The organism is Quadrisphaera sp. GCM10027208 (assembly GCF_042658805.1).
In the GTDB taxonomy this organism is placed as follows: domain Bacteria; phylum Actinomycetota; class Actinomycetes; order Actinomycetales; family SCSIO-59966; genus SCSIO-59966.
Map to the genome: position 1 here is coordinate 411844 of NZ_JBHSRC010000001.1, position 20138 is coordinate 431981.

Annotated in this window: 23 protein-coding genes; 16 read left to right on the forward strand and 7 right to left on the reverse strand. The window is 74.7% G+C overall.

Annotation, left to right across the window (positions count from 1 at the left end; translation table 11 throughout):
* Positions 1–95 precede the first annotated feature (95 nt).
* The 10 genes from acs to ACFP6A_RS02115 all read left to right on the forward strand — a co-directional run bounded on the left by acs (position 96) and on the right by ACFP6A_RS02115 (position 9708).
* Positions 96–2069, forward strand: a complete 1974-nt coding sequence (acs, locus tag ACFP6A_RS02070) for an acetate--CoA ligase (protein WP_379601166.1) — start codon at positions 96–98, stop codon at positions 2067–2069.
* Positions 2070–2204: 135 nt separating this feature from the next.
* Positions 2205–4583 (forward strand): hydrogen gas-evolving membrane-bound hydrogenase subunit E, encoded by a 2379-nt coding sequence (mbhE, locus tag ACFP6A_RS02075; protein ID WP_379601167.1) that lies wholly within the window; start codon positions 2205–2207, stop codon positions 4581–4583.
* Positions 4580–5134, forward strand: a complete 555-nt coding sequence (locus tag ACFP6A_RS02080) for an MnhB domain-containing protein (protein ID WP_379601168.1) — start codon at positions 4580–4582, stop codon at positions 5132–5134. Before mbhE ends, ACFP6A_RS02080 begins: the two co-directional genes overlap by 4 nt.
* Entirely contained in the window at positions 5131–5556 is a 426-nt protein-coding gene (locus ACFP6A_RS02085) for an NADH-quinone oxidoreductase subunit K (protein ID WP_379601170.1), read from the forward strand. The genes ACFP6A_RS02080 and ACFP6A_RS02085 overlap by 4 nt, the downstream gene beginning before the upstream one ends.
* Positions 5553–7124 (forward strand): Na+/H+ antiporter subunit D, encoded by a 1572-nt coding sequence (locus tag ACFP6A_RS02090; protein WP_379601172.1) that lies wholly within the window; start codon positions 5553–5555, stop codon positions 7122–7124. The genes ACFP6A_RS02085 and ACFP6A_RS02090 overlap by 4 nt, the downstream gene beginning before the upstream one ends.
* A gap of 3 nt (positions 7125–7127) precedes the next feature.
* A complete protein-coding gene (locus tag ACFP6A_RS02095; protein WP_379601174.1) occupies positions 7128–7664 on the forward strand; it encodes a Na+/H+ antiporter subunit E in 537 nt (178 codons plus the stop codon).
* Complete coding sequence (locus tag ACFP6A_RS02100) at positions 7661–7927, forward strand: monovalent cation/H+ antiporter complex subunit F (RefSeq protein ID WP_379601175.1); 267 nt, start codon at positions 7661–7663, stop codon at positions 7925–7927. The genes ACFP6A_RS02095 and ACFP6A_RS02100 overlap by 4 nt, the downstream gene beginning before the upstream one ends.
* A complete protein-coding gene (mnhG, locus tag ACFP6A_RS02105; protein ID WP_379601177.1) occupies positions 7924–8334 on the forward strand; it encodes a monovalent cation/H(+) antiporter subunit G in 411 nt (136 codons plus the stop codon). Before ACFP6A_RS02100 ends, mnhG begins: the two co-directional genes overlap by 4 nt.
* A gap of 37 nt (positions 8335–8371) precedes the next feature.
* The gene (locus ACFP6A_RS02110; RefSeq protein ID WP_379601178.1) at positions 8372–8794 is read left to right on the forward strand and encodes a phage holin family protein; all 423 of its coding nucleotides are present in this window, start codon (positions 8372–8374) and stop codon (positions 8792–8794) included.
* 56 nt (positions 8795–8850) lie between these two features.
* The gene (locus tag ACFP6A_RS02115) at positions 8851–9708 is read left to right on the forward strand and encodes an alpha/beta fold hydrolase (protein ID WP_379601180.1); all 858 of its coding nucleotides are present in this window, start codon (positions 8851–8853) and stop codon (positions 9706–9708) included.
* Between the two features lie 13 nt (positions 9709–9721).
* Here ACFP6A_RS02115 and ACFP6A_RS02120 read toward each other — a convergent pair whose 3' ends face one another.
* The 3 genes from ACFP6A_RS02120 to nth are packed head-to-tail and all read right to left on the reverse strand — an operon-like array spanning position 9722 to position 12440.
* A complete protein-coding gene (locus ACFP6A_RS02120) occupies positions 9722–10927 on the reverse strand; it encodes a MarP family serine protease (protein WP_379601182.1) in 1206 nt (401 codons plus the stop codon).
* Positions 10924–11649: an NUDIX hydrolase gene (locus tag ACFP6A_RS02125; protein WP_379601184.1), complete on the reverse strand. Its 726-nt coding sequence runs from the start codon at positions 11647–11649 to the stop codon at positions 10924–10926. Before ACFP6A_RS02125 ends, ACFP6A_RS02120 begins: the two co-directional genes overlap by 4 nt.
* Positions 11646–12440, reverse strand: coding sequence for an endonuclease III (gene nth / locus ACFP6A_RS02130; protein ID WP_379601186.1), 795 nt, complete (start codon positions 12438–12440; stop codon positions 11646–11648). Before nth ends, ACFP6A_RS02125 begins: the two co-directional genes overlap by 4 nt.
* 94 nt (positions 12441–12534) lie before the next feature.
* Between nth and ACFP6A_RS02135 the strand changes: the two genes are divergently transcribed.
* Positions 12535–12972 carry a hypothetical protein gene (locus ACFP6A_RS02135; protein WP_379601187.1) on the forward strand — a complete coding sequence of 146 codons (438 nt, stop codon included), beginning with the start codon at positions 12535–12537 and terminating at the stop codon, positions 12970–12972.
* Between the two features lie 124 nt (positions 12973–13096).
* Positions 13097–13774, forward strand: a complete 678-nt coding sequence (locus ACFP6A_RS02140) for a Crp/Fnr family transcriptional regulator (RefSeq protein WP_379601188.1) — start codon at positions 13097–13099, stop codon at positions 13772–13774.
* Positions 13775–13973: 199 nt separating this feature from the next.
* On the opposite strand, the gene ACFP6A_RS02145 is transcribed toward ACFP6A_RS02140, so the two are convergent.
* Together ACFP6A_RS02145 and ACFP6A_RS02150 are read right to left on the reverse strand one after the other, a co-directional pair.
* Entirely contained in the window at positions 13974–14810 is an 837-nt protein-coding gene (locus ACFP6A_RS02145; protein WP_379601190.1) for an MBL fold metallo-hydrolase, read from the reverse strand.
* On the reverse strand, positions 14807–15640 hold the full coding sequence (locus tag ACFP6A_RS02150; protein ID WP_379601191.1) for an NUDIX hydrolase: 834 nt from the start codon (positions 15638–15640) through the stop codon (positions 14807–14809). The genes ACFP6A_RS02145 and ACFP6A_RS02150 overlap by 4 nt, the downstream gene beginning before the upstream one ends.
* Positions 15641–15897: 257 nt before the next feature.
* Between ACFP6A_RS02150 and ACFP6A_RS02155 the strand changes: the two genes are divergently transcribed.
* On the forward strand, positions 15898–16590 hold the full coding sequence (locus tag ACFP6A_RS02155; RefSeq protein WP_379601192.1) for a MerR family transcriptional regulator: 693 nt from the start codon (positions 15898–15900) through the stop codon (positions 16588–16590).
* On the opposite strand, the gene ACFP6A_RS02160 is transcribed toward ACFP6A_RS02155, so the two are convergent.
* Both ACFP6A_RS02160 and ACFP6A_RS02165 read right to left on the reverse strand, forming a co-directional pair.
* Positions 16571–17038, reverse strand: a complete 468-nt coding sequence (locus ACFP6A_RS02160; protein ID WP_379601193.1) for a RidA family protein — start codon at positions 17036–17038, stop codon at positions 16571–16573. The genes ACFP6A_RS02155 and ACFP6A_RS02160 overlap by 20 nt on opposite strands.
* Position 17039: 1 nt before the next feature.
* Complete coding sequence (locus ACFP6A_RS02165) at positions 17040–17195, reverse strand: DUF4177 domain-containing protein (RefSeq protein ID WP_379601195.1); 156 nt, start codon at positions 17193–17195, stop codon at positions 17040–17042.
* Positions 17196–17219: 24 nt separating this feature from the next.
* Here ACFP6A_RS02165 and ACFP6A_RS02170 point away from each other — a divergent pair, with 24 nt between their 5' ends.
* From ACFP6A_RS02170 to ACFP6A_RS02180, 3 genes are read left to right on the forward strand one after another with little or no spacing between them, the layout of a single operon-like run.
* On the forward strand, positions 17220–17984 hold the full coding sequence (locus tag ACFP6A_RS02170) for an alpha/beta hydrolase family protein (RefSeq protein ID WP_379601196.1): 765 nt from the start codon (positions 17220–17222) through the stop codon (positions 17982–17984).
* A complete protein-coding gene (locus tag ACFP6A_RS02175) occupies positions 17985–18992 on the forward strand; it encodes an ArsA-related P-loop ATPase (protein WP_379601197.1) in 1008 nt (335 codons plus the stop codon). It abuts the gene before it with no gap.
* On the forward strand, positions 18989–20128 hold the full coding sequence (locus ACFP6A_RS02180; RefSeq protein WP_379601199.1) for an ArsA family ATPase: 1140 nt from the start codon (positions 18989–18991) through the stop codon (positions 20126–20128). The genes ACFP6A_RS02175 and ACFP6A_RS02180 overlap by 4 nt, the downstream gene beginning before the upstream one ends.
* Positions 20129–20138 lie beyond the last annotated feature (10 nt).

The window sequence follows — 20138 nt, forward strand, 5'->3', positions numbered from 1 at the left end:
ACCGGCGCCGCTCGCCGTCCACCACTGTCCGGCCGGCCGATCCGTGACTAGCCTCACGAGTCACGATCGAGCGACGCGACGCGACGGAGGATGCGATGACCCAGCAGACCGGCCTGGAGAACCTCTTGCAGGAGAACCGCCGCTTCCCGCCCAGCGAGGAGTTCGCCGCGCAGGCCGTCGCCGGCCCCGACCTCTACGAGGCGGCCGCGGCGGACCGGCTCGGGTTCTGGGCCGACCAGGCCCGCTCGCTGCTGACGTGGAGCCAGGACTTCGGCCAGACCCTCGACTGGAGCCAGGCCCCGTTCGCGAAGTGGTTCGTCGGCGGCCGGCTCAACGCCGCCTACAACTGCGTCGACCGGCACGTGGAGGCGGGCCTGGGTGACCGGGTCGCGCTGCACTTCGAGGGCGAGCCGGGCGACACCCGCGACCTCACCTACGCCGACCTGCAGCGGGAGGTGTCCCGGGCCGCGAACGCGCTGACGGACCTCGGTGTGCGCACCGGCGACCGGGTCGCGATCTACATGCCGATGATCCCGGAGACCGCGGTCGCCATGCTCGCCTGCGCCCGGATCGGCGCCCCGCACTCGGTCGTGTTCGGCGGGTTCTCCGCCGACGCCCTGCGCAGCCGGATCGAGGACGCCGAGGCCCGCGTCGTCATCACCGCGGACGGCGGCTACCGGCGCGGCAAGCCGTCCGCGCTCAAGCCCGCCGTGGACGCGGCCCTGGCCAAGGGGGCCGCCAGCGTCGAGCACGTGCTCGTCGTCCGGCGCACGGGGCAGGAGGTGGACTGGGCCGAGGGCCGCGACGTCTGGTGGCACGACGCCCTGGCCGCGGCCTCCGAGACCCACGATCCCGTGGACGTCGACAGCGAGCACCCGCTGTTCATCCTCTACACCTCGGGCACCACCGGGAAGCCCAAGGGCATCCTGCACACCACCGGTGGGTACCTCACCCACGTCGCCTACACCCACCGGGTCGTCTTCGACCTCAAGCCGGAGCGGGACGTCTACTGGTGCACCGCCGACGTCGGCTGGGTGACGGGGCACAGCTACATCGTCTACGGGCCGATGGCCAACGGGGCCACCCAGGTCATGTACGAGGGGACGCCGGACACCCCTCACCAGGGCCGGTTCTGGGAGATCGTCCAGAGGTACGGCGTGAGCATCCTGTACACCGCCCCAACCCTGATCCGGACGATGATGAAGTGGGGGGAGCAGGTCCCGGCCCAGTACGACCTCTCGTCGCTGCGGCTGCTCGGCAGCGTCGGCGAGCCGATCAACCCGGAGGCCTGGATCTGGTACCGCCGGGTCATCGGCGGCGACCGGACCCCGGTGGTCGACACCTGGTGGCAGACCGAGACCGGCGGGATCATGATCAGCCCGCTGCCGGGGGTGACCGCGGCCAAGCCCGGCTCCGCACAGGTGCCCCTGCCGGGCGTCAGCGCCGACGTGGTGGACGACACCGGCCGGCCGGTGCCCCCGGGCGGCGGCGGCTACCTCGTCCTCACCGAGCCCTGGCCCGGCATGCTCCGCGGCATCTGGGGCGACCCGGAGCGGTACAAGGAGACGTACTGGTCCCGGTTCGAGAACATGTACTTCGCCGGGGACGGCGCGAAGAAGGACGAGGACGGCGACATCTGGCTGCTCGGCCGGGTGGACGACGTCATGAACGTCTCCGGCCACCGGCTGTCGACCACCGAGATCGAGTCCGCGCTGGTGTCGCACCCCAAGGTCGCCGAGGCCGCCGTCGTCGGCGCGTCCGACGAGACGACCGGCCAGGCCGTCTGCGCGTTCGTCATCCTGCGGGGCTCGGCCGGGGACGGCGGCGAGGACATCGTCGAGGAGCTGCGCCGGCACGTCGCGCAGGAGATCGGGGCGATCGCGAAGCCCCGTCAGATCATGGTGGTCTCCGAGCTGCCGAAGACCCGCTCGGGGAAGATCATGCGCCGGCTGCTCCGGGACGTCGCCGAGCACCGTGAGGTCGGGGACGTCACGACGCTCGCGGACTCCACGGTGATGGACCTCATCGCCAAGGGCATGTCGACTCCGGGCGCGACCGCGCAGGAGTAGGCCGCGCCCACCGCCTGGTGTCGGACACCGCGGGCCGCCCTCACCGCGCGTCGGTAGGGTGGCCCGCGGTGTGCCGGGAAGACTGGTCGGCGTCCCGTTGAGCCCTGCCCGCCGAGCCGGACCGAAGGGAGCCGCGTGCTCGCCGTCCTCCTCCTGCACGCCGCGCTGGCGGCGGCCACTCCCGCGCTGTCCCGCCGACTGGGGCCCAAGGTGTTCCTGCTCGCCGCGCTCGCGCCGCTCGCGGGGGTCGTCCTGCTCGTCACCGCCGCGCCGCAGGTCCTCGCCGGAGAGGCGCTGCGCACCGTCGTCCCGTGGATCCCCGGGCTGGACCTGTGGGTGGCTCTCCGGCTGGACGCGTTGGCGCTGCTCATGCTCGTGCTGGTCAGCGGCGTCGGCTTCGCGATCTTCGTCTACACCGCCTGGTACGCCGCGGACGACGCCAAGCTGGCCCGGATGGTGTGGATGCTCACCGCGTTCGCCGGCGCGATGTTCGGTCTGGTCCTCGCCGACGACGTCATCCTGCTGTACGTCTTCTGGGAGCTGACCACGGTCACCTCCTACCTGCTCGTCGGCCTGGACGACGAGGAGGAGACCTCGCGCCGGTCGGCGCAGCAGGCGCTGCTCGTCACCGTGCTGGGCGGGCTCAGCATGCTGCTCGGGCTGATCGCGCTGGCGCAGGCGGCGGGGACCTCCCGGATCTCGGAGATCCTCGCCGACCCGCCGTCCGGAGGCGTCGTCCCGGTCGCCCTGCTGCTCGTCCTGCTCGGCGCGGTGACGAAGTCGGCGCAGGTGCCGTTCCACCCGTGGCTGCCGGCCGCGATGGCCGCGCCCACACCGGTCAGCGCGTACCTGCACGCGGCGGCGATGGTCAAGGCCGGGATCTACCTCGTCGCCCGCTTCTCCCCGGCGTTCACCGACGTCGGCTGGTGGCGGCCGCTGCTGGTCACCGTCGGCGTGGCCACCATGGTCGTCGGCGGGTGGCGGGCCCTGCGCCAGCACGACCTCAAGCGGCTGCTCGCCTTCTCCACGGTCAGCCAGCTCGGGTTCCTCATGGCGGTTGCCGCCTGGGGCACGCCGGAGGCAGCGGTCGCGCTCGCCGTCCTGCTGCTGGCCCACGGCTTCGCCAAGTCGGCGCTGTTCCTCACCGTGGGTGCCGTCGACCACGCCGCGCACAGCCGCGACCTGCGCCGGCTCAGCGGTCTGCGCCGCAGGATGCCGGTGCTGGCGACCGCTGCCGCCGTCGCCGCCCTGTCGATGGGCGGGGTGCCGCTGCTGCTGGGGTTCGTCGCCAAGGAGGCCGTGCTCGCCGCTGTGCTGGGCACCGAAGGGGTGTTCCCCGCAGCCGCGGCAACGGGACTGGTCGTCGGCAGCGCGCTGACCCTCGCCTACTCGCTGCGGTTCTGGTGGGGCGCCTTCGGTGACAAGGACCTGCCCGACCAGGACCCGGACGCCGCCCCGGCGTCCGGCACCGTCGACCCGGACGCCGTCCACGGGCCCGGGACCGGCCTGGTCGCCCCGGTGGTCGCGCTGTCCGCCGTCAGCGTCCTGCTCGGCGTCGTGCCGTCGCTCGCCGACGACCTCGCGTCCGGGGTGTCCGCCGCCTACCCCGGCGCCGAGCCGGCCCACCTCGCCCTGTGGCACGGGATCAACCTCGAGCTCGTCCTGTCGCTCACCGCGCTGGCCGCCGGTGCCGCCCTGTTCGCCGTGCGTGCGGGGTTCGCCGGCGCGCAGGAGCGGTTCGCCCGAGCGGTACCCGCGGCGCTGGACGCGGACCGTGGCTACGCCGGCACCGTCCGCGTCGTCGACCGGCTCGCCGACGACGTCACCGGCCGGACCCAGAGCGGCTCCCTGCCGGTCTACCTCGGCGTGATCGCGACCACGGCCGCGGTGCCGCCAGGGGCGGCGCTGCTGTGGTACGGCGTCGACCTGTCCGGCACCGTGCTCGTCGACACCCCCCTGCAGCTCGGCGTCGGCGCGCTCGTCGCCGCCGCGGCGGTGGGGGCCGCGCGCGCTCGCGGACGGCTCACCGCGGTGCTGCTGCTCGGTGCCGTCGGGTACGGCGTCGCGCTGCTCTACGTCCTGCAGGGTGGCCCCGACCTGGCTCTGACGCAGTTCCTCGTCGAGACCCTGTCCCTCGTCGTCTTCCTGCTGGTCCTGCGGCTGCTGCCGCGGCGGTTCCCGCCGTCGGTGCACCGGCGGGCGCAGGTGGTGCGGGCGGCGGTCGCCACTGCCGTCGGAGTGTTCGTCACCGTCGCCACGCTGGCCGCGACGAGCGTGCGGACCAGGCCAGGGGTCAGCGAGGAGCTGCTGGCCCGCTCAGCCCCGGAGGCCGCCGGCAAGAACGTCGTCAACGTCATCCTCGTGGACTTCCGCGGGCTCGACACCCTCGGGGAGGTCACCGTCGTGCTCACCGCGGCGCTGGGGATCGCCGCCCTCGTCCTCACCGCCCGCCCGCCCCGCCCGGCGCGCCCTGAGCCGAGCGACGAGCCCGACCCGGCGGAGGTGCCTCGGTGACCCCGCCCCGCCCCGCCGGGGCACAGGGCCCGCAGCGCTCGGTCGTCCTCGAGTCGAGCGTCCGGCTGGTGTTCCACGCCATCCTCGCCACGAGCCTGTTCTTCCTCGTCTCCGGCCACAACTCCCCCGGCGGCGGGTTCATCGGCGGCCTGGTCGCGGGGTCCGCCTTCGTGCTGCGCTACCTCGCCGGCGGCCAGCAGCGCGAGGGGTCGCTGCGGTTCCGGCCAGAGAAGGTGCTCGGGCTGGGGCTGCTCGTCGCCTCGCTGGCCGCCGTCGTGCCCTGGTTCAGCGGCGGCCAGGTGCTCGAGAGCGGCTACACCTACCTGACGATCCCGGTCCTGGGGAGGCTGCCGCTGACGTCCGTCCTGGTCTTCGACACCGGGGTGTTCCTCATCGTCGTGGGGATCGTGCTGACCGTCCTGTCCACGCTCGGGTCGCAGGCGACGTCCGCGCTGGGCCGCATCGAGCAGAGCGAGCAGGCCGGCACCGAGCAGAGCGAGCAGGCCGGCACCGAGCAGAGCGAGCAGGCCGAGGGGCAGGTGCGCCCGTGACACCGCTGCTGACCGCCGTCCCACCCCCGGAGAGCGTCGTGCTCGCACCGACCGGCGGGAGCCTGGTCATGGCGCTGGTCGTCGGCGTCCTGTTCGGGGCCGGCACGTTCCTGCTCCTGCAGCGGGCCCTGACCCGGGTGCTCATCGGCCTGACGATGATCACGCACGGGGGGAACCTGCTGCTGCTCGTCGCGGGCGGTCGCGCCGGCGAGCCGCCCTTCGTCGCCGCGGACGGGTCGCTGCCCGAGGGCGTGGCCGACCCGCTGCCGCAGGCGTTCGCGCTGACCGCCATCGTGATCTCCTTCGCCGTCAGCGCCCTGCTGCTGGCACTGGCCTACCGCAGCTTCGTCCTGACCCGGGACGACGCCGTCCAGGACGACGTGGAGGACCGCAGGATCGCCCGGCTGGCGGAGCACCCGTGACCGGCGTCCTGCTCGAGCTGGCCCGCGCCGTCCCCCCCGGCGTGGCCGTCGCCCTGCCCGTCCTCGGTCCGGTCCTGGCCGCCGCCGTCGCACTGCTGCTCGGCGGTGCCTCTCGCACCCAGCGCGTGCTGACGGTCGGCACGCTCGTCGTCGTCACCGTGGACGCGCTCCTGCTGCTGGTCCGGGTGGACGCCGACGGACCTCTCGCCGTCCAGGCCGGCGGCTGGCCGGCCCCGTTCGGCATCACCCTCGTCGCGGACCGGCTGTCCGCCCTGCTGCTGCTCGTCTCCGGCGTCGTCCTGCTGCTCGTCCTGCTCTACGCCCTGGGCCAGGGCATCGCGGACGCCGCCACCGGCCCGGGCACCCGCCGGGTCCGGTACGTGTTCCACCCCGCCTACCTGGTGCTGGCCGCCGGGGTGTCGTTCGCGTTCGTCACCGGCGACCTGTTCAACCTGTTCGTGGCGTTCGAGGTGATGCTCACCGCCTCGTACGTCCTCATCACGCTGCAGGCGGGTCCGCGTGCGGTGCGCTCCGCGATGACGTACATCGTGGTGTCCCTGCTCGCCTCCGGCCTGTTCGTCGCCGCCGTGGGGCTCGTGTACGCGGCCACCGGAACCGTGAACTTCGCCGACCTGCACGGCGCGCTCGCCGAGGTGCCGCAGGGAGTCCGGGTCGCCCTGGCCCTGCTGCTCGTCGTCGTCTTCGGGATCAAGGCCGCGCTCTTCCCGCTGTACTTCTGGCTGCCGGACTCCTACCCGGTGGCCCCGGCCCCGGTGACGGCCGTGTTCGCCGGGCTGCTGACGAAGGTCGGCGTCTACGCCATCATCCGCACCCAGGTGCTGCTGTTCCCGGACGACACCGCGGTGACCGGCCCCGTCCTGCTCGTGATGGCGGGTGCCACCCTGGTCTTCGGCATCTTCGGTGCCATCGCCCAGAACGAGATCAAGCGGGTGCTGTCGTTCACCATCGTCAGCCACATCGGCTTCATGATCATGGGGTTGGGGCTGTTCACGCTGGCCGGCATCGCCGGCGCGATCTTCTACGTCGTCCACCACATCGTCATCCAGACGACCCTGTTCGCCGTCGAGGGCCTGGTGGAACGCCGGACCGGCACGAGCCGGCTCAACCGGATCAGCGGCCTGGCGCACACCTCCCCGCTGCTGGGCGGGCTGTTCGCGCTGCCCGCCCTGTCCCTGGCCGGGTTCCCGCCGTTCTCCGGGTTCGTCGGCAAGGTGGCCCTCATCGAGGCCGGCGCCGCTGCCGGCTCCTGGGTCATCGTCGCCGTGGCCGTCGGCGTCAGCCTGCTCACCGTCTACGCGATGGCGGTCGTGTGGGGGTCGGCGTTCTGGGGCCGCCCGAACCGTCCACGACGGGACCTGGACGCCGAGGACGCGATCCAGGTCGGGGTCCGCACCGTCCCGGCGCTGATGACCTGGTCCACCGCCGCGGTGGTGGCGGTCGGGCTGGCCATCCCGGTCGTCGGAGGCCCGCTCTACGAGCTGTGCTCCCGGGCGGCGCAGGACCTGCTGGCCGCCACCCCGTACGTCACCGCGGTCCTGGGGGGCTGACCCGTGCTGCGCCGACTGCCGACCGTCGCCTGGATCACTGTGGTCTGGGTCGCCCTGTGGGGTGACCTGTCGTGGGGCAACCTCGTGGGAGGTGTGCTCACCGGCGTGGTGGTCGTGCTCGTCGCGCCGCTGCCCGCGGAGCCCGCCGGCTACCGGCCCGCGCCGTGGCCCGCCCTGGTGTACCTGCTGAGGTTCCTGCGCGACCTCGTCGTCGCCACCGCGGAGGTGGCCCGCCAGGTGTTCTGGCCGCTGGACCGGCTGCGGCCCGCCGTCCTGGAGGTCCCGCTCACCGGCCGGCACCCGGGGCTGATCTCGCTGGTCGCCAACACCATCTCGCTGACGCCCGGCACCCTGACCCTCGAGGCGGACCCCGGCACGGGCCGGCTGTGGGTGCACCTGCTGCACCTCGAGGAGGGGGCCGAGGGCGACGTCGTCGAGCACGCCCGGGCCCTGGAGCGCCTCGGCGCGCGGGCCCTCGGCGTGGACCTCGGCGCGGACCACCGCGCGGACCACGGCGCCGACCACGGGGAGCAGCCGTGAACGTCGTCTACGACATCAGCCTGCTGGGGCTCGCGGTCGCGGGCGCGCTCATGCTCGTCCGCCTGCTGCGTGGGCCCTCCGGTGCCGACCGGATCGTCGCGCTCGACACCCTGCTGCTCGTCGTCGTCGGCGCGGTCGCGGTCCAGATCGCCCGGCTCGACACTCCTCGCTACGCCGGGATCCTCGTCGTCGTCTCCCTGCTGGCGTTCCTCGGGACCACGACCGTGGCCCGCTTCCTCGAGCGACGCAAGGAGGACGGATGACCGGCGACACCGTGCTCGGCACCGTGCTCGACGTCCTGGCCGCTGTCCTGCTGCTCAGCGGCGTCGCGCTCACCGTGCTCGCCGGGATCGGCATGCTGCGGCTGCCGGACGTGCTGACCCGGATGCACGCCCAGACGAAGCCGGCGGTCCTGGGGATCCTGCTCATCCTGGCCGGAGTGGCAGCGGCGGAGCGGCAGAGCGGGCTCACCGGCACGCTCCTCATCGTCGCCGCCTTCCAGGTGATCACCGCCCCGGTCGGGGCGCACATGATCGGGCGGGCTGCCCACGGCACCGCTGCCACGGCCCGGCAGACCATGGTCCGCGACGACCTCGCTGGGCGGGACGCCCGCGGCCAGCAGCAGCGGGACGCCCGCAGCCGGCAGGAGCCGGACGCCGGTTCGCCGTAGGCTCCGAGACGGACGCCGAACCGAGGGAGGACCACCGATGACCGAGCGCACCGTGGGCCAGCTGGTCGTGGACGCCAGCCGAGAGCTGTCCGAGCTCGTCCGACACGAGATCGCCCTCGCCAAGGCCGAGCTGGCGGACGACGCCAAGCAGGCCGGCCTGGGCGCGGGACTCTTCGGCGGGGCCGGGTTCCTCGGCGCCGTCGCGTTCGTCCTGCTCACCGTGGCCGCCGCCTACGGGCTGCACGAGGGCGCCGGGTGGCCGCTGTGGCTGTCCTTCCTCGTCGTCGCCGTCGTGCTCCTGGTGCTGGCCGCGGCGATGGCCCTCGTGGGCCGGCAGCGAGTGTCGAGGGTGACCCCGCCGAAGCGGACGATCGCCACGACCAAGGCGACCGTCGCCGCCGCCAAGGGCGACGCCAGCACCGTCCTGCGCGAGCAGACCGCGGCCGGGACCCGCCCCTGAGCCCCCCGCCGGACGCCGACGTCGTCCTGGTACCGGGACCGTGGCGGCACCGTCTCGTGTCCGCCAACGGCGCCCGCTTCCATGTCGCGGAGGCCGGCCCGGCCGACGGCCCGCTCGTCGTCCTGCTGCACGGCCTGCCGCAGTTCTGGTGGGCCTGGCGGCACCAGCTCACCGCCCTGGCGGACGCCGGCTGGCGGGCGGCGGCGATGGACCTGCGCGGGTTCGGCGCGTCCGACAAGCCGCCCCGCGGCTACGACACCATGACCTCCACCGCGGACGTCGCCGGCGTGGTGCGCTCGCTCGGCGCCCCCCGGGCGGTCGTCGTCGGCCACGGCCTGGGCGGCTGGGTGGCCTGGTCGATGCCGGCCCTGCAACCGCGGGTGACCCGGGCGGTCGTCCCCGTCTCGGTCGCGCACCCGCTGCGGATGCGCTCGACCGGACTCCTGCCGACCGGTCTGCTCAGTGCACGGGCCCTGGCCTCCTACCAGGTGCCGTGGCTGCCGGAGCGGCGGCTGCGCCACGGCGACCACGTCGAGGCCATGCTGCGCCAGTGGTCGGCCCGGCCGGGCTGGCCGGGCCCGGAGGAGGTCGAGCGGTACACCGCCGGGATGCGGGTGCCGTTCGTCGCGCACAGCGCGATGGAGTACTACCGCTGGGCGGTCCGCTCGCTGCTGCGACCCGACGGGCTGCGGTTCGCCCGCGCCGTCCAGCGAACGGTCACCGTCCCCGTGCTCCAGCTGCACGGGGCCCAGGACCCCGTCGTGCCGCCGCGGCGGGCCCGCGGCTCCTCGGTCTACGTCGAGGGGCCGTACCGCTGGGAGCTCGTCCCCGGAGCCGGTCACTTCCCCGCCGAGGAGGCACCCGCGGCGGTGACCGCAGCCCTCACCGACTGGCTGGGCGGCCTGCCCGGCTGAACCCGCTGCCGGCTCAGCCGATCGCGCACGGCCCGGTGTCGACGGCGTCCTGCAGACCCGGGGCCGCCGCCAGCACGGGGGCGGACTCGGCGAGGGTGAGCGCGTACCCCGTGCTCGCGTCGTCCAGGGACCGGGCGAAGACCACCCCGACGACCGCGGCCCGCTCGTCGAGCAGCGGCCCGCCGGAGTTCCCCGGCTCCACCCTCGCGTACAGCGAGTACACCTCGCGGACGACGCCCGGCGTCCCGTAGATGTCCTCGCCGCGGGCCTCGAGGACCTGGCGGACCCGGGCCGGGCTGTACTGGTACGGACCGTCGAGCGGGAAGCCGGCCACCACGGCGTCGTCCCCGCGGGCGAGGTCCTCACCGACAGGCAGCGGGGGCGCGTCGAGGCCGGGCACGGCGAGCACGGCGAGGTCGCGCTCGGGGTCGAAGGCGACCACCCGGGCCGGCAGCTCCGGGCCGGTGCCGGTGACCTGGACCAGCGGGGAGTCCACGCCGGCGACGACGTGGGCGTTCGTCACCACCCGCTGCGGGGCGGACACCCACCCGGTGCCCTCCTGACCCCGGGCGCACTCCTCGGCGACCCCGGTCACCTTGACGATGCTGCCGGCAGCGGCGGCGGCGACCGGGTCGGCGACCTCGGCGTCCGGCTCCTCCACCGGGAGGATCTGCTCGGGGTCCATCCCCGCGAACACCCGCGGGAAGGCCTCCACCTCCACGATCCGGCGGAAGTCGGCGAACAGCCGCCCGGCGTCCTGGGGGACGAGGTCGTCGACGGTGGACAGGACAGTCGACCCGGCGATGGCCCGGGACAGGGTCGGGGACGGGCTGGCCCGCAGCGCCCCGGCGAGCAGCCAGCTGACGAGGGCCACGGCGACGACCGCAGCGACTCCGCCGAGCAGTGAGTCGAGCACGCGGGCCGGTCGCCACGTCAGCCCTCCCCGCAGCCGCCGGCCGACGGCGACCCCGGCGATCTGCAGCGCCCAGGCGCAGGCGAGGACGCCGAGCAGCACGACGAGCGTGCGGCCGAGGCCGGGCTGCCAGCCGCCCAGCAGCTCGGGGACGACCAGCGTGCCGACGACGGCCCCGCCGACGAAGCCGGCGAGCGAGAGCACCCCCACGACGGCTCCCTGGCGCACCCCGGAGACGGCGTACCCGAGGAGCACGAGCCCCAGCAGGACGTCGAGGACGACGCCGGGCTCGGTGCCGCCGGTCACGGCTGCACCTCACCGGGCTCGTAGTCCTCGACCACGTCGGCCTGCGGGTCCTCGTCGAGCACCCGTTCGCGCTGGCCGGCCACGGCGTAACGGGCCGGCAGCGGGTGCACCCGCTCGACGTCCCAGGGCCGCTCCAGACCGGCGACGGCGAGCAGCCGGGACAGCAGGCCGGCGGTGAAGCCCCACACGAACAGGCCGTCGACGGTGAACGCGGGCCCGACGAACCCGCTGGGGTGCCGGACCGTCCACCGGTTCGTCGGGTCCAGCAGCGCGTCGAGTGGCACCCTGGCCACCCGCGCCACCTCGGCCGGGTCCCCGACCGCGACCTCCCCCGGCTCCCGCCACCACCCCACGACCGGCGTGACGAGGAACCGTGACGGCGGCAGGTACAGCTCGGGCAGGGTGCCGAGCACCTCGACCCCCGCCGGGTCGAGCCGGGTCTCCTCCCGCGCCTCGCGCAGCGCCGCGCCGACCACGCCGTCGTCGCCGGGGTCGACCGCACCCCCTGGGAAGGCCACCTGCCCGGGGTGGGAGCGCATGGTCGCCGCTCGCTCGATGAGCAGCAGGTCACCCGCGTCGGCCGTCCCGCCGAAGAGGATGAGCACCGCCGCGGCGCGCGTGCGCTCCCGCTCGGCCGGCGGGCGGGTCCGGGTCAGCCGGTCGGCGGTCACCTCCGGCAGCACGGCCTCGATGGCCCGCAGCCAGTCAGGTCGGCCGCTCACCGGCCCACCACCCTGGGGGCAGCGGCCGGCGCCTCAGCGGCCGGCGCCTCAGTGGCCGGCGTCTCAGCGGCCGGCGTCGGGCCGGGTCGCACGAGCCGACGGGCGGCGTCCGGGTCGGTCTCCCCGATCCCGTAGCTGGGGCAGTCAGCGGCGACCGGGCACGCCCCGCACGCCGGCCGCCGGGCGTGACACGTCCGTCGTCCGTGGGCGATGAGGCGGTGCGACAGCATGGTCCAGTCACGGCGCTCGAACAGGGCGGCCAGGTCGGCCTCGACCACCACCGGGTCCGTGGACGTCGTCCAGCCGAGCCGGCGGGCCAGACGTCCCACGTGCGTGTCCACGGTGATCCCCGGGACGCCGAAGGCGTTGCCGAGGACGACGTTCGCCGTCTTGCGGCCCACCCCGGGCAGGGTGACGAGGTCCTCCAGCCGGTCGGGCACCTGCCCGTCGAAGTCCTCGACGAGACGTGCGGCGAGCCGCAGCAGCGCGTCGGCCTTGGCCCGGAAGAAGCCGGTGGGGCGCAGGATCTCCTCGAGCTCGGCCCGGTCCGCCGCCGCCAGGGCAGCCGCGTCCGGGTAGCGGGCGAACAGGCCCGGGGTCACCTGGTTCACCCGGACGTCCGTGGTCTGCGCGGACAGCACCGTCGCGACGAGCAGCTGGAAGGGGTTCTCGAAGTTCAGCTCGCAGTGCGCGTCGGGGTACCGCTGGGCGAGCGCCCGGTGGATCCGACGGGCCCGGCGGACGCGCGCCAGCGGGGTCTCGGTGGTCACGTCGACCCGCCGTCCGCCCATGGCCGGAAGCCTACGGGCCACCCCGGATCGTCCAGCCGGGTGAGTCCGGGTGCCGACCGCTCAAGATCGGGTCCCCGGTGACGAACCAGACCGAGTGAACGACTCCCGCACCGACGCACTGGCCACCACAGGGACCGACGCCGACGCCGCCCCGGACCTGGCCGGGCTGACGCTCGCCGAGCTGCGGGAGCACCGCCGCGCCCTGGTCGCCGAGTCGGCCCGGGCCTCGTACTGGCGGCGTCTGCTCCGCGCCCGGCTGGACCTGCTCGTCGCCAGCCGCAGCATGCCCGACCCGCTCACCCGGCCGTGCGCGGCACTGCCGGAGCCGCCGGACCGCGACCAGCTGCGGATGCTCGTCGAGGCTCCCGAGTGCGAGGTGGTGGACCTGCTGCGGGCCCTGGACGCGGCCAGCCGCGCACTGGGGAGCTACCGGGCCGAGGTCGTGGCGGCCACCGACGCCGCCACGAGTGAGCTCGTCGAGCGGTACGCCGCCGCGCCGGTCGACTGCCTGCCGCCCGCGGCCGCGGGCTGAGGCCCGTCGCGGCGGAGCACCTCCCTCCTGTCGTGCCCGGTGGGCCCGGTGCGGCAGACTGCCCCCGGACCCGACCCGACGCCAGCTCGCTCCCGGCCAGGGGTCCCGACACAGGAGGAGACACGTGGACGACAAGGTCGTACGGCAGGCCCCGCTGTTCGCGGCCCTCGACGACGAGCAGGCGGCCGCCCTCCTGTCGTCGATGACCCGCGTCGAGCTGCACCGCGGGGAGACCCTCTTCACCGAGGGCGAGCCCGGCGACCGGCTCTACGTGATCATGTCCGGCAAGATCAAGCTGGGTCGTACCTCACCCGACGGACGGGAGAACCTGCTGGCGGTGCTCGGCCCCGGGGAGATGTTCGGCGAGCTGTCGCTGTTCGACCCCGGCCCGCGCACGGCGACGGCGACCGCCGTGTCCGACGCCACCCTGGTCGGGCTCGGTCACGACGACCTGCGCGGCTGGCTGTCCACCCGTCCGGACGTCGCCCAGCACCTGCTGCGGGCCCTGGCCCGCAGGCTGCGACGGACCAACGACGCGCTCGGCGACCTCGTGTTCTCCGACGTCCCGGGGCGCGTGGCCAAGGCCCTGCTCGACCTGTCCGAGCGGTTCGGCCGTCAGACCGACGAGGGTGTGCTGGTGGCCCACGAGCTGACCCAGGAGGAGCTCGCCCAGCTGGTCGGCGCCTCCCGGGAGACGGTCAACAAGGCGCTCGCCGAGTTCGCCTCCCGCGGCTGGCTGCGCCTGGAGGCCCGCGCCGTCGTGCTGCTCGACGTCGAGCGGATGCAGCGCCGCGCCCGCTGAGCCCGCTCCTCGTGATCATGCAATCCCGCCACCCTGCCCGACCCCGCCGTGATCATGCAATCCCGCCACCCACCGGCTCGCAGAATGCTGGGTTGGTGGCGCGACACGCCGCACAGGCTGAGCCAGATCCAGCATTCTGTGAGTGGGGTGCGTTCTGTGGGTGAGGTGCATTCTGTGAGTCAGGTCCGGCGCTCCTGAGTCAGCTGTGCCGGCCCTCGCTGCCCAGGTACTCCAGCTGGGCCCGCACGCTCAGCTCGGCCGCCGGCCACAGCACCGGGTCGACGTCCGCGTAGACGGTCTCGACCACCTCGCGCGCACCCGAGGCACCAGCCGCCACCGCGGCGCGGACCTGCTCGAGGCGAGCCGCCCGGTGCTCGAGGTAGTGCTCGATGACGGCGAGGGCGTCGGCGAGGACCGGCCCGTGCCCGGGCAGCACGGTGGCGATCCCGGTCTCGCGGGCCAGGTCCCGCAGCCGGCGCAGGGAGTCGAGGTAGGGCCCCAGTGCGCCGTCCGGGTGCGCGACGACGGTGGTCCCGCGACCCAGCACGGTGTCCCCGGTGAGCACCGCCGCCTGGCTCGGCAGCACGAACGACAACGAGTCCGCGGTGTGCCCCGGGGTGGCGACGACGCGCACCTCGAGGTCGGCGACGGCGACGACGTCACCGTCGCCGAGGCCCTCGTCCCCGAGCCGGTGCGCGGGGTCGAGTGCCCGGACCCTGCGGGTGCCGGCGAGCGCCGCGAACCGTCGCGCCCCCTCGCTGTGGTCCAGGTGGCCGTGGGTGAGCAGGACCTCCCGCACCCGGGCGCCCCGCTCCTCGACGGCGGCCAGGACGGCTCGCAGGTGGGTCTCGTCGTCCGGACCGGGGTCGATGACGACGGCTTCCGCGGCGCCCGCCGGGTGCAGCACCCAGGTGTTCGTCCCGTCGAGCGTCATCGGGCCGGGGTTCGGGGCCAGGACGCACAGGGCGTCGCCCACCGCGCCACCCCGCCACCGGCTCTCGTCCGGGGCCCGCCCCGGCAGGCCTGGTCCGCTCACGGCGCGACCGGCAGGTCGGCGACCAGGACGGGCCGTCCGTCGCGGCGGTCCAGCCACGGCAGCACCTCACGCAGCACCCGCGGAGCGGCCCAGAGCGTGGCCGTGTCCGGTGCCGCCGCGAGCTCCTCGAGGGTGACGAGGGTCGGCGGCAGCATCAGCACCTCACCACGCACGTAGCGGTCCAGGACGTCGACCGGCCGCCACCAGCCGGACTCGGTCGCCTCCCCCTCCTCGACGTGCCGCGCGTCCTGCCCCACAGGCAGTCGCGCCAGCAGGAAGCGGGTGTCGTAGCGCCGCGGCTCGAACTCCGGCGTGGTCCAGTGCGCCCACGGCCGCAGCAGGTCCGAGCGCAGCACGAGCCCCCGGTCGCGCAGCACCTGGCTGAGCGCACGCTCCCGGGAGACGAGCCGGCGCCGCTCGTCCTCCCAGTCGTCGCCGACCGGCTCGCACAGTGGGGCGGCAGGACCGGGCCCGGCGAGCAGCACGCCGCACTCCTCGAACGTCTCACGGACCGCGGCGCTGACGAACCCCCGGGCGGCCTCCGGGTGGGTGCCGAGCTCACGCCCCCAGGTGTCGACGTCCGGCCCGGCCCACGGCACGTCGTCGCCACTGTCGCGCGGGTCCACCCCGCCTCCGGGGAAGACGTGCATCCCGCCGGCGAAGGCCATCGTGAGGTGACGCCGCAGGAGGAACACCTCGATGCCGGCGTCGGTGTCCCGGACCAGGACGACGGTCGCGGCCCGCCGCGGTGGGGCGACCTCAGCGGCACCGTCCAGCCAGCGGCCGGCCGGGCCGGCCAGAGGATCGGGCAGCGGGAACTCGCGCAGCATCTCACCAGCCTAAGGGCTGGACCGGACCACGGAACCGGCGCGACGTCGCGAGCGCGGTGACGGTCGGTTGTCGGACCCCGCCGGTACGGTGACGACGAGCGCCGACGATAACGGTCGGCGACGATGCGGTACCAGCCCGACAACCACGCACAGACCCGACAACCACGCACAAGGACAACCAGCACAAGCACGACAAGGGCACGGACCGCAGCCGGCGTCCGGGGGACGTCGGCGGTGAGGAGAAGGGACGCACGGGGGTGATCGGTCGCCGTGAGCTCACGCTCGAGGACCTGGCGGTCTCCACGGGGATGACGGCGCGCAACGTCCGCGCCTACCGCGCCCGGGGACTGCTGCCGCCACCGACACGGGAGGGGCGTCGGCTGCGCTACGGGCCGGAGCACGTGGCCCGGCTGCGGCTGATCCGGTCCCTGCACCGCAGCGGGCTGTCCCTCAGGGTGATCGGGGAGCTGCTGGAGCGAGGCGAGGCGGAGGAGACCCTCGTCCGGCTGTCCCGGGAGCGACTCGTCGCCTCGTGGGGCCGGGACGGGCTCGTCCCGCTGCTGCCCGACAACGTCGAGCAGCTCCGCGAGGTGGCCCCGCATCTGCTGGAGGCGCTGGAGTCGACCGGCATCGTCGTCCGGGACGGCGAGTGCCGGCTGGCGAACGCCGCCGCGCTCGGGCTCGTCAGCGCGCTGCTCGCCCGCGACGTCGACCTCGTCGCGAGCACCCGGGTGGCGCTCCTCGCCGGCCGGGCAGCGGCCCACGTCGCCGACGACCTGAGCCGGCTGGTCGACGAGCTCACCGCCCACCTCGACGGCGGCACCCGGCAGGAAGCGACGAGGCTGGCGGTCCAGCTCGCCGCGACGGCGTTCGCGGACGTGCTGGCCCGCCGGCTGGGCCTCGGGGACGTCGGGCGGGCGGCGACCGCCGTTACCGCACCTCGACCATGATCTCGACCTCGACGGGCGCGTCGAGGGGCAGCACCGCCACGCCGACGGCGCTGCGGGCGTGCGCACCGTCCGCACCGAGCACCTCGCCGAGCAGCTCGGAGGCCCCGTTCACCACCCCCGGCTGACCGGTGAACGAGGGGTCGCTGGCAACGAAGCCGACGACCTTGACCACTCGGATCCGGTCCAGGTCACCGACCTGGCTGCGCACCGCAGCCAGCGCGTTGAGCGCACAGGTCGCGGCGAGCTCCTTGGCCCGCTCCGGAGGGACGAGACCGTTCCCCTCGCCGACCTTGCCGGTCACCGGCAGCACGCCGTCGACCATCGGCAGCTGCCCGGAGGTGAGGACGAGCGACCCGCTGGTCACCGCCGGCACGTAGGCGGCCACGGGCGGGACGACGTCCGGCAGGGTCAGACCGAGCTCGGCGAGCCGGTCGTCCACACGCCCCACCTCAGGACCTCTCCCGCTTGAGGTAGGCCACCAGGCCGCTGCCGTCGGGGCCGGGGACCACCTGCACGAGCTCCCAGCCGTCCTCCCCCCACTGGTCGAGGATCTGCTTGGTCGCGTGCACGATGAGCGGCACCGTCGCGTACTCCCACTTCGCCATGGCAGGGCAGGCTACCGTCGGCCGGTGACCTCGCAGGACCGGTCCGTCCTGAGCCGCCCGGCCCGCCGGCCCGATGCGGTGCTGCGCTACGGCGACGACCCCGAGCAGGTGATCGACCTGCGGCTCCCGGCGGGCACGGCGCCCGCACCGCTCGCCGTCGTCGTCCACGGCGGCTTCTGGCGCCCCGACTTCGACCGCACGCACGCGGCCGCCCAGTCCGCGGGGCTGGCTGACGCCGGCTGGGTGGTCGCCACCGTGGAGTACCGCCGCGGAGAGCGGGGCCAGCTCGTCGACGACGCGCTGCGGGCGATGGCGGCCGCACCCCGGCTCGCGGCCGCCGCCGCCCCCGGACGGGTGGACCCGGGGCGCACCGTGCTCGTCGGCCACTCCGCCGGCGGCCACCTCGTGCTGCTCGGTGCGCAGCGCCCGGGCCTGGCCACCGGCGTCGTCGCCCTGGCGCCGGTCACCGACCTGGTCGCCGCCGAGCGCGACGACCTCGACGGGGGCGCCGTCCGGGCGTTCCTCGGCGGTCCGGCCGCGGAGCACCCCGGGCTGGACCCGGCGCGGCTGCCGTCACCGCGGCTGCCGGTCGTGCTCGTGCACGGCGCCGCCGACGACCGCGTCCCGGTGACGCAGTCCACCGACTACGCCCGGGCGCACCCGGCGGTCACCGTGGACGTGCTGCCGGGCACCGGCCACTTCGCCCTCATCGACCCCCGGTCCGCGGCGTGGCCCCGCGTCCTGGCGGCCGCCGAGCAGGCGTCCGGAGGCGCGACTACGCTCGCCTGAGTGGCGGCTCACGACAGCGACTGGGAGGGCGTGCGCCTGCACGTCGTCACCGGCAAGGGCGGCACCGGCAAGACGACGGTCGCCGGAGCACTGGCCCTGGCGCTGGCTCGGGACGGCCGACGGACGTTGCTGTGCGAGGTCGAGGGCCGCCAGGGGATCGCCCGGCTGTTCGACGTCCCGCCGCTGCCCTACGAGGAGCGCAAGGTCGCCGTGGGCCCCGGCGGTGGCGACGTCTACGCCCTCGCGGTCGAGCCCCGCGCGGCGCTGATGGAGTATCTCGAGATGTTCTACCGGCTCGGCCGGGCCGGTCGGGTGCTCGACAAGGTGGGCGCCGTCGACTTCGCCACGACGGTCGCCCCCGGACTGCGGGACGTCCTGCTCACCGGGAAGGTCTACGAGGCGGTGCGCCGCCGCGAGGGCGCGGTGTACGACGCGGTCGTCCTGGACGCGCCGCCGACCGGTCGGATCGCGAAGTTCCTCAACGTCAACAGCGAGGTCGCCGGGATCGCCAAGGTCGGCCCGATCCGCAACCAGGCAGACTCGATCATGACCGTGCTGCGGTCCCCGCAGACCGTCGTCCACGTCGTCACCCTGCTCGAGGAGATGCCCGTGCAGGAGACGGTGGACGGCGTCGGGGAGCTGCGTGCGGCGGACCTGCCCGTGGGCGGGATCGTGGTCAACCAGGTCCGGGACCGAGTGCTGTCCCCCCAGGACCTGGACGCCGCCGCGCGCGGGGCGCTGCGGACCGAGGAGATCCGGCAGGGCCTGGTGGCCGCGGGGATCGTGCGGGTCGCGGACGTCGACGGCCCCCGGGCCGGCCGGCTCGCCGACGGGCTCGTCGCCGAGGCGGCCGAGCACGCCGCCCGGGTGGCGCTGCAGGAGCAGGAGCGCGGCGAGCTCGACGGCCTGGACCGGCCGGTCTACGAGCTCCCGTTCGTCCCGCAGGGGGTGGACCTCGGGGTGCTGTACGGGCTCGCCGAGCAGATGTGCGCGCAGGGGATGGCGTGAACCGGCTCGACCTCGACGTCCTGCTCGACGACCCGGGGACGGCCATCATCGTGTGCACCGGCTCGGGGGGAGTCGGCAAGACGACGACTGCCGCTGCCCTGGCCCTGCGCGCCGCTGAGCGGGGCCGCCGTGCCGTGGTGCTGACCATCGACCCGGCTCGGCGACTGGCCCAGTCGATGGGTCTGACCGAGCTGGACAACACCCCGCGCCCGGTGAGCGGGGTCGACGGGTCGGCCGGTGGGTCTCTCGACGCGATGATGCTGGACATGAAGCGGACGTTCGACGACCTGGTCGAGTCCGCCGCGACACCCCAGAAGGCCGCCGAGATCCGCGCCAACCCCTTCTACGAGGCGATGTCGTCGTCGTTCTCCGGCACCCAGGAGTACATGGCGATGGAGAAGCTCAGCCAGCTGCGCGCGGAGGCCGTGGCCGGCGAGCGTCCCTGGGACCTCATCGTCGTGGACACCCCGCCGAGCCGCTCGGCACTGGACTTCCTCGACGCGCCGAAGCGGCTGGCGTCCTTCCTCGACGGACGGTTCATCCGCGTGCTCATGGCGCCCGCCCGAGCGGGCGGGCGCGCCTACCTCAGGGTGTTCTCCGCCGCCGTCGGCGGCGTGGCCGGGGTGATGAGCCGGCTGCTCGGCGCGCAGGTGCTGCACGACGTCCAGACCTTCGTCGCCGCCCTCGACACCATCTTCGGTGGCTTCCGGCAGCGCGCCGAGCACACCTACGAGCTGCTCCAGGGTGAGGGCACGTGGTTCGTCGTCGTCGCCGGCCCGGACCCCGACGCCCTACGGGAGGCGTCGTACTTCGTCGAGCGACTGGAGCAGGAGGGCATGCCGCTCGCCGGGCTCGTGCTCAACCGGGTGCACACCTCGGTCATCGACGACCTGACGAGCGAACGCAGCCTGGCCGCGGCCGAGCAGCTCGAGGAGGACGGCGTCCACCCGCTGACCGCTGGGCTCCTGCGCCTGCACGCCGACCGGATGCGACGACGCGACGGCGAGCAGCAGCTCGCGGCGAGGATGTACGGCGCTCACCCGGACCTGCCGGTGGTCGAGGTGCCGGTGCGCGCGCAGGACGTGCACGACCTCGACGGCCTGCGGTCGGTCGGCGCCGACCTCGGCTCCGGCTGATCTCACGCAG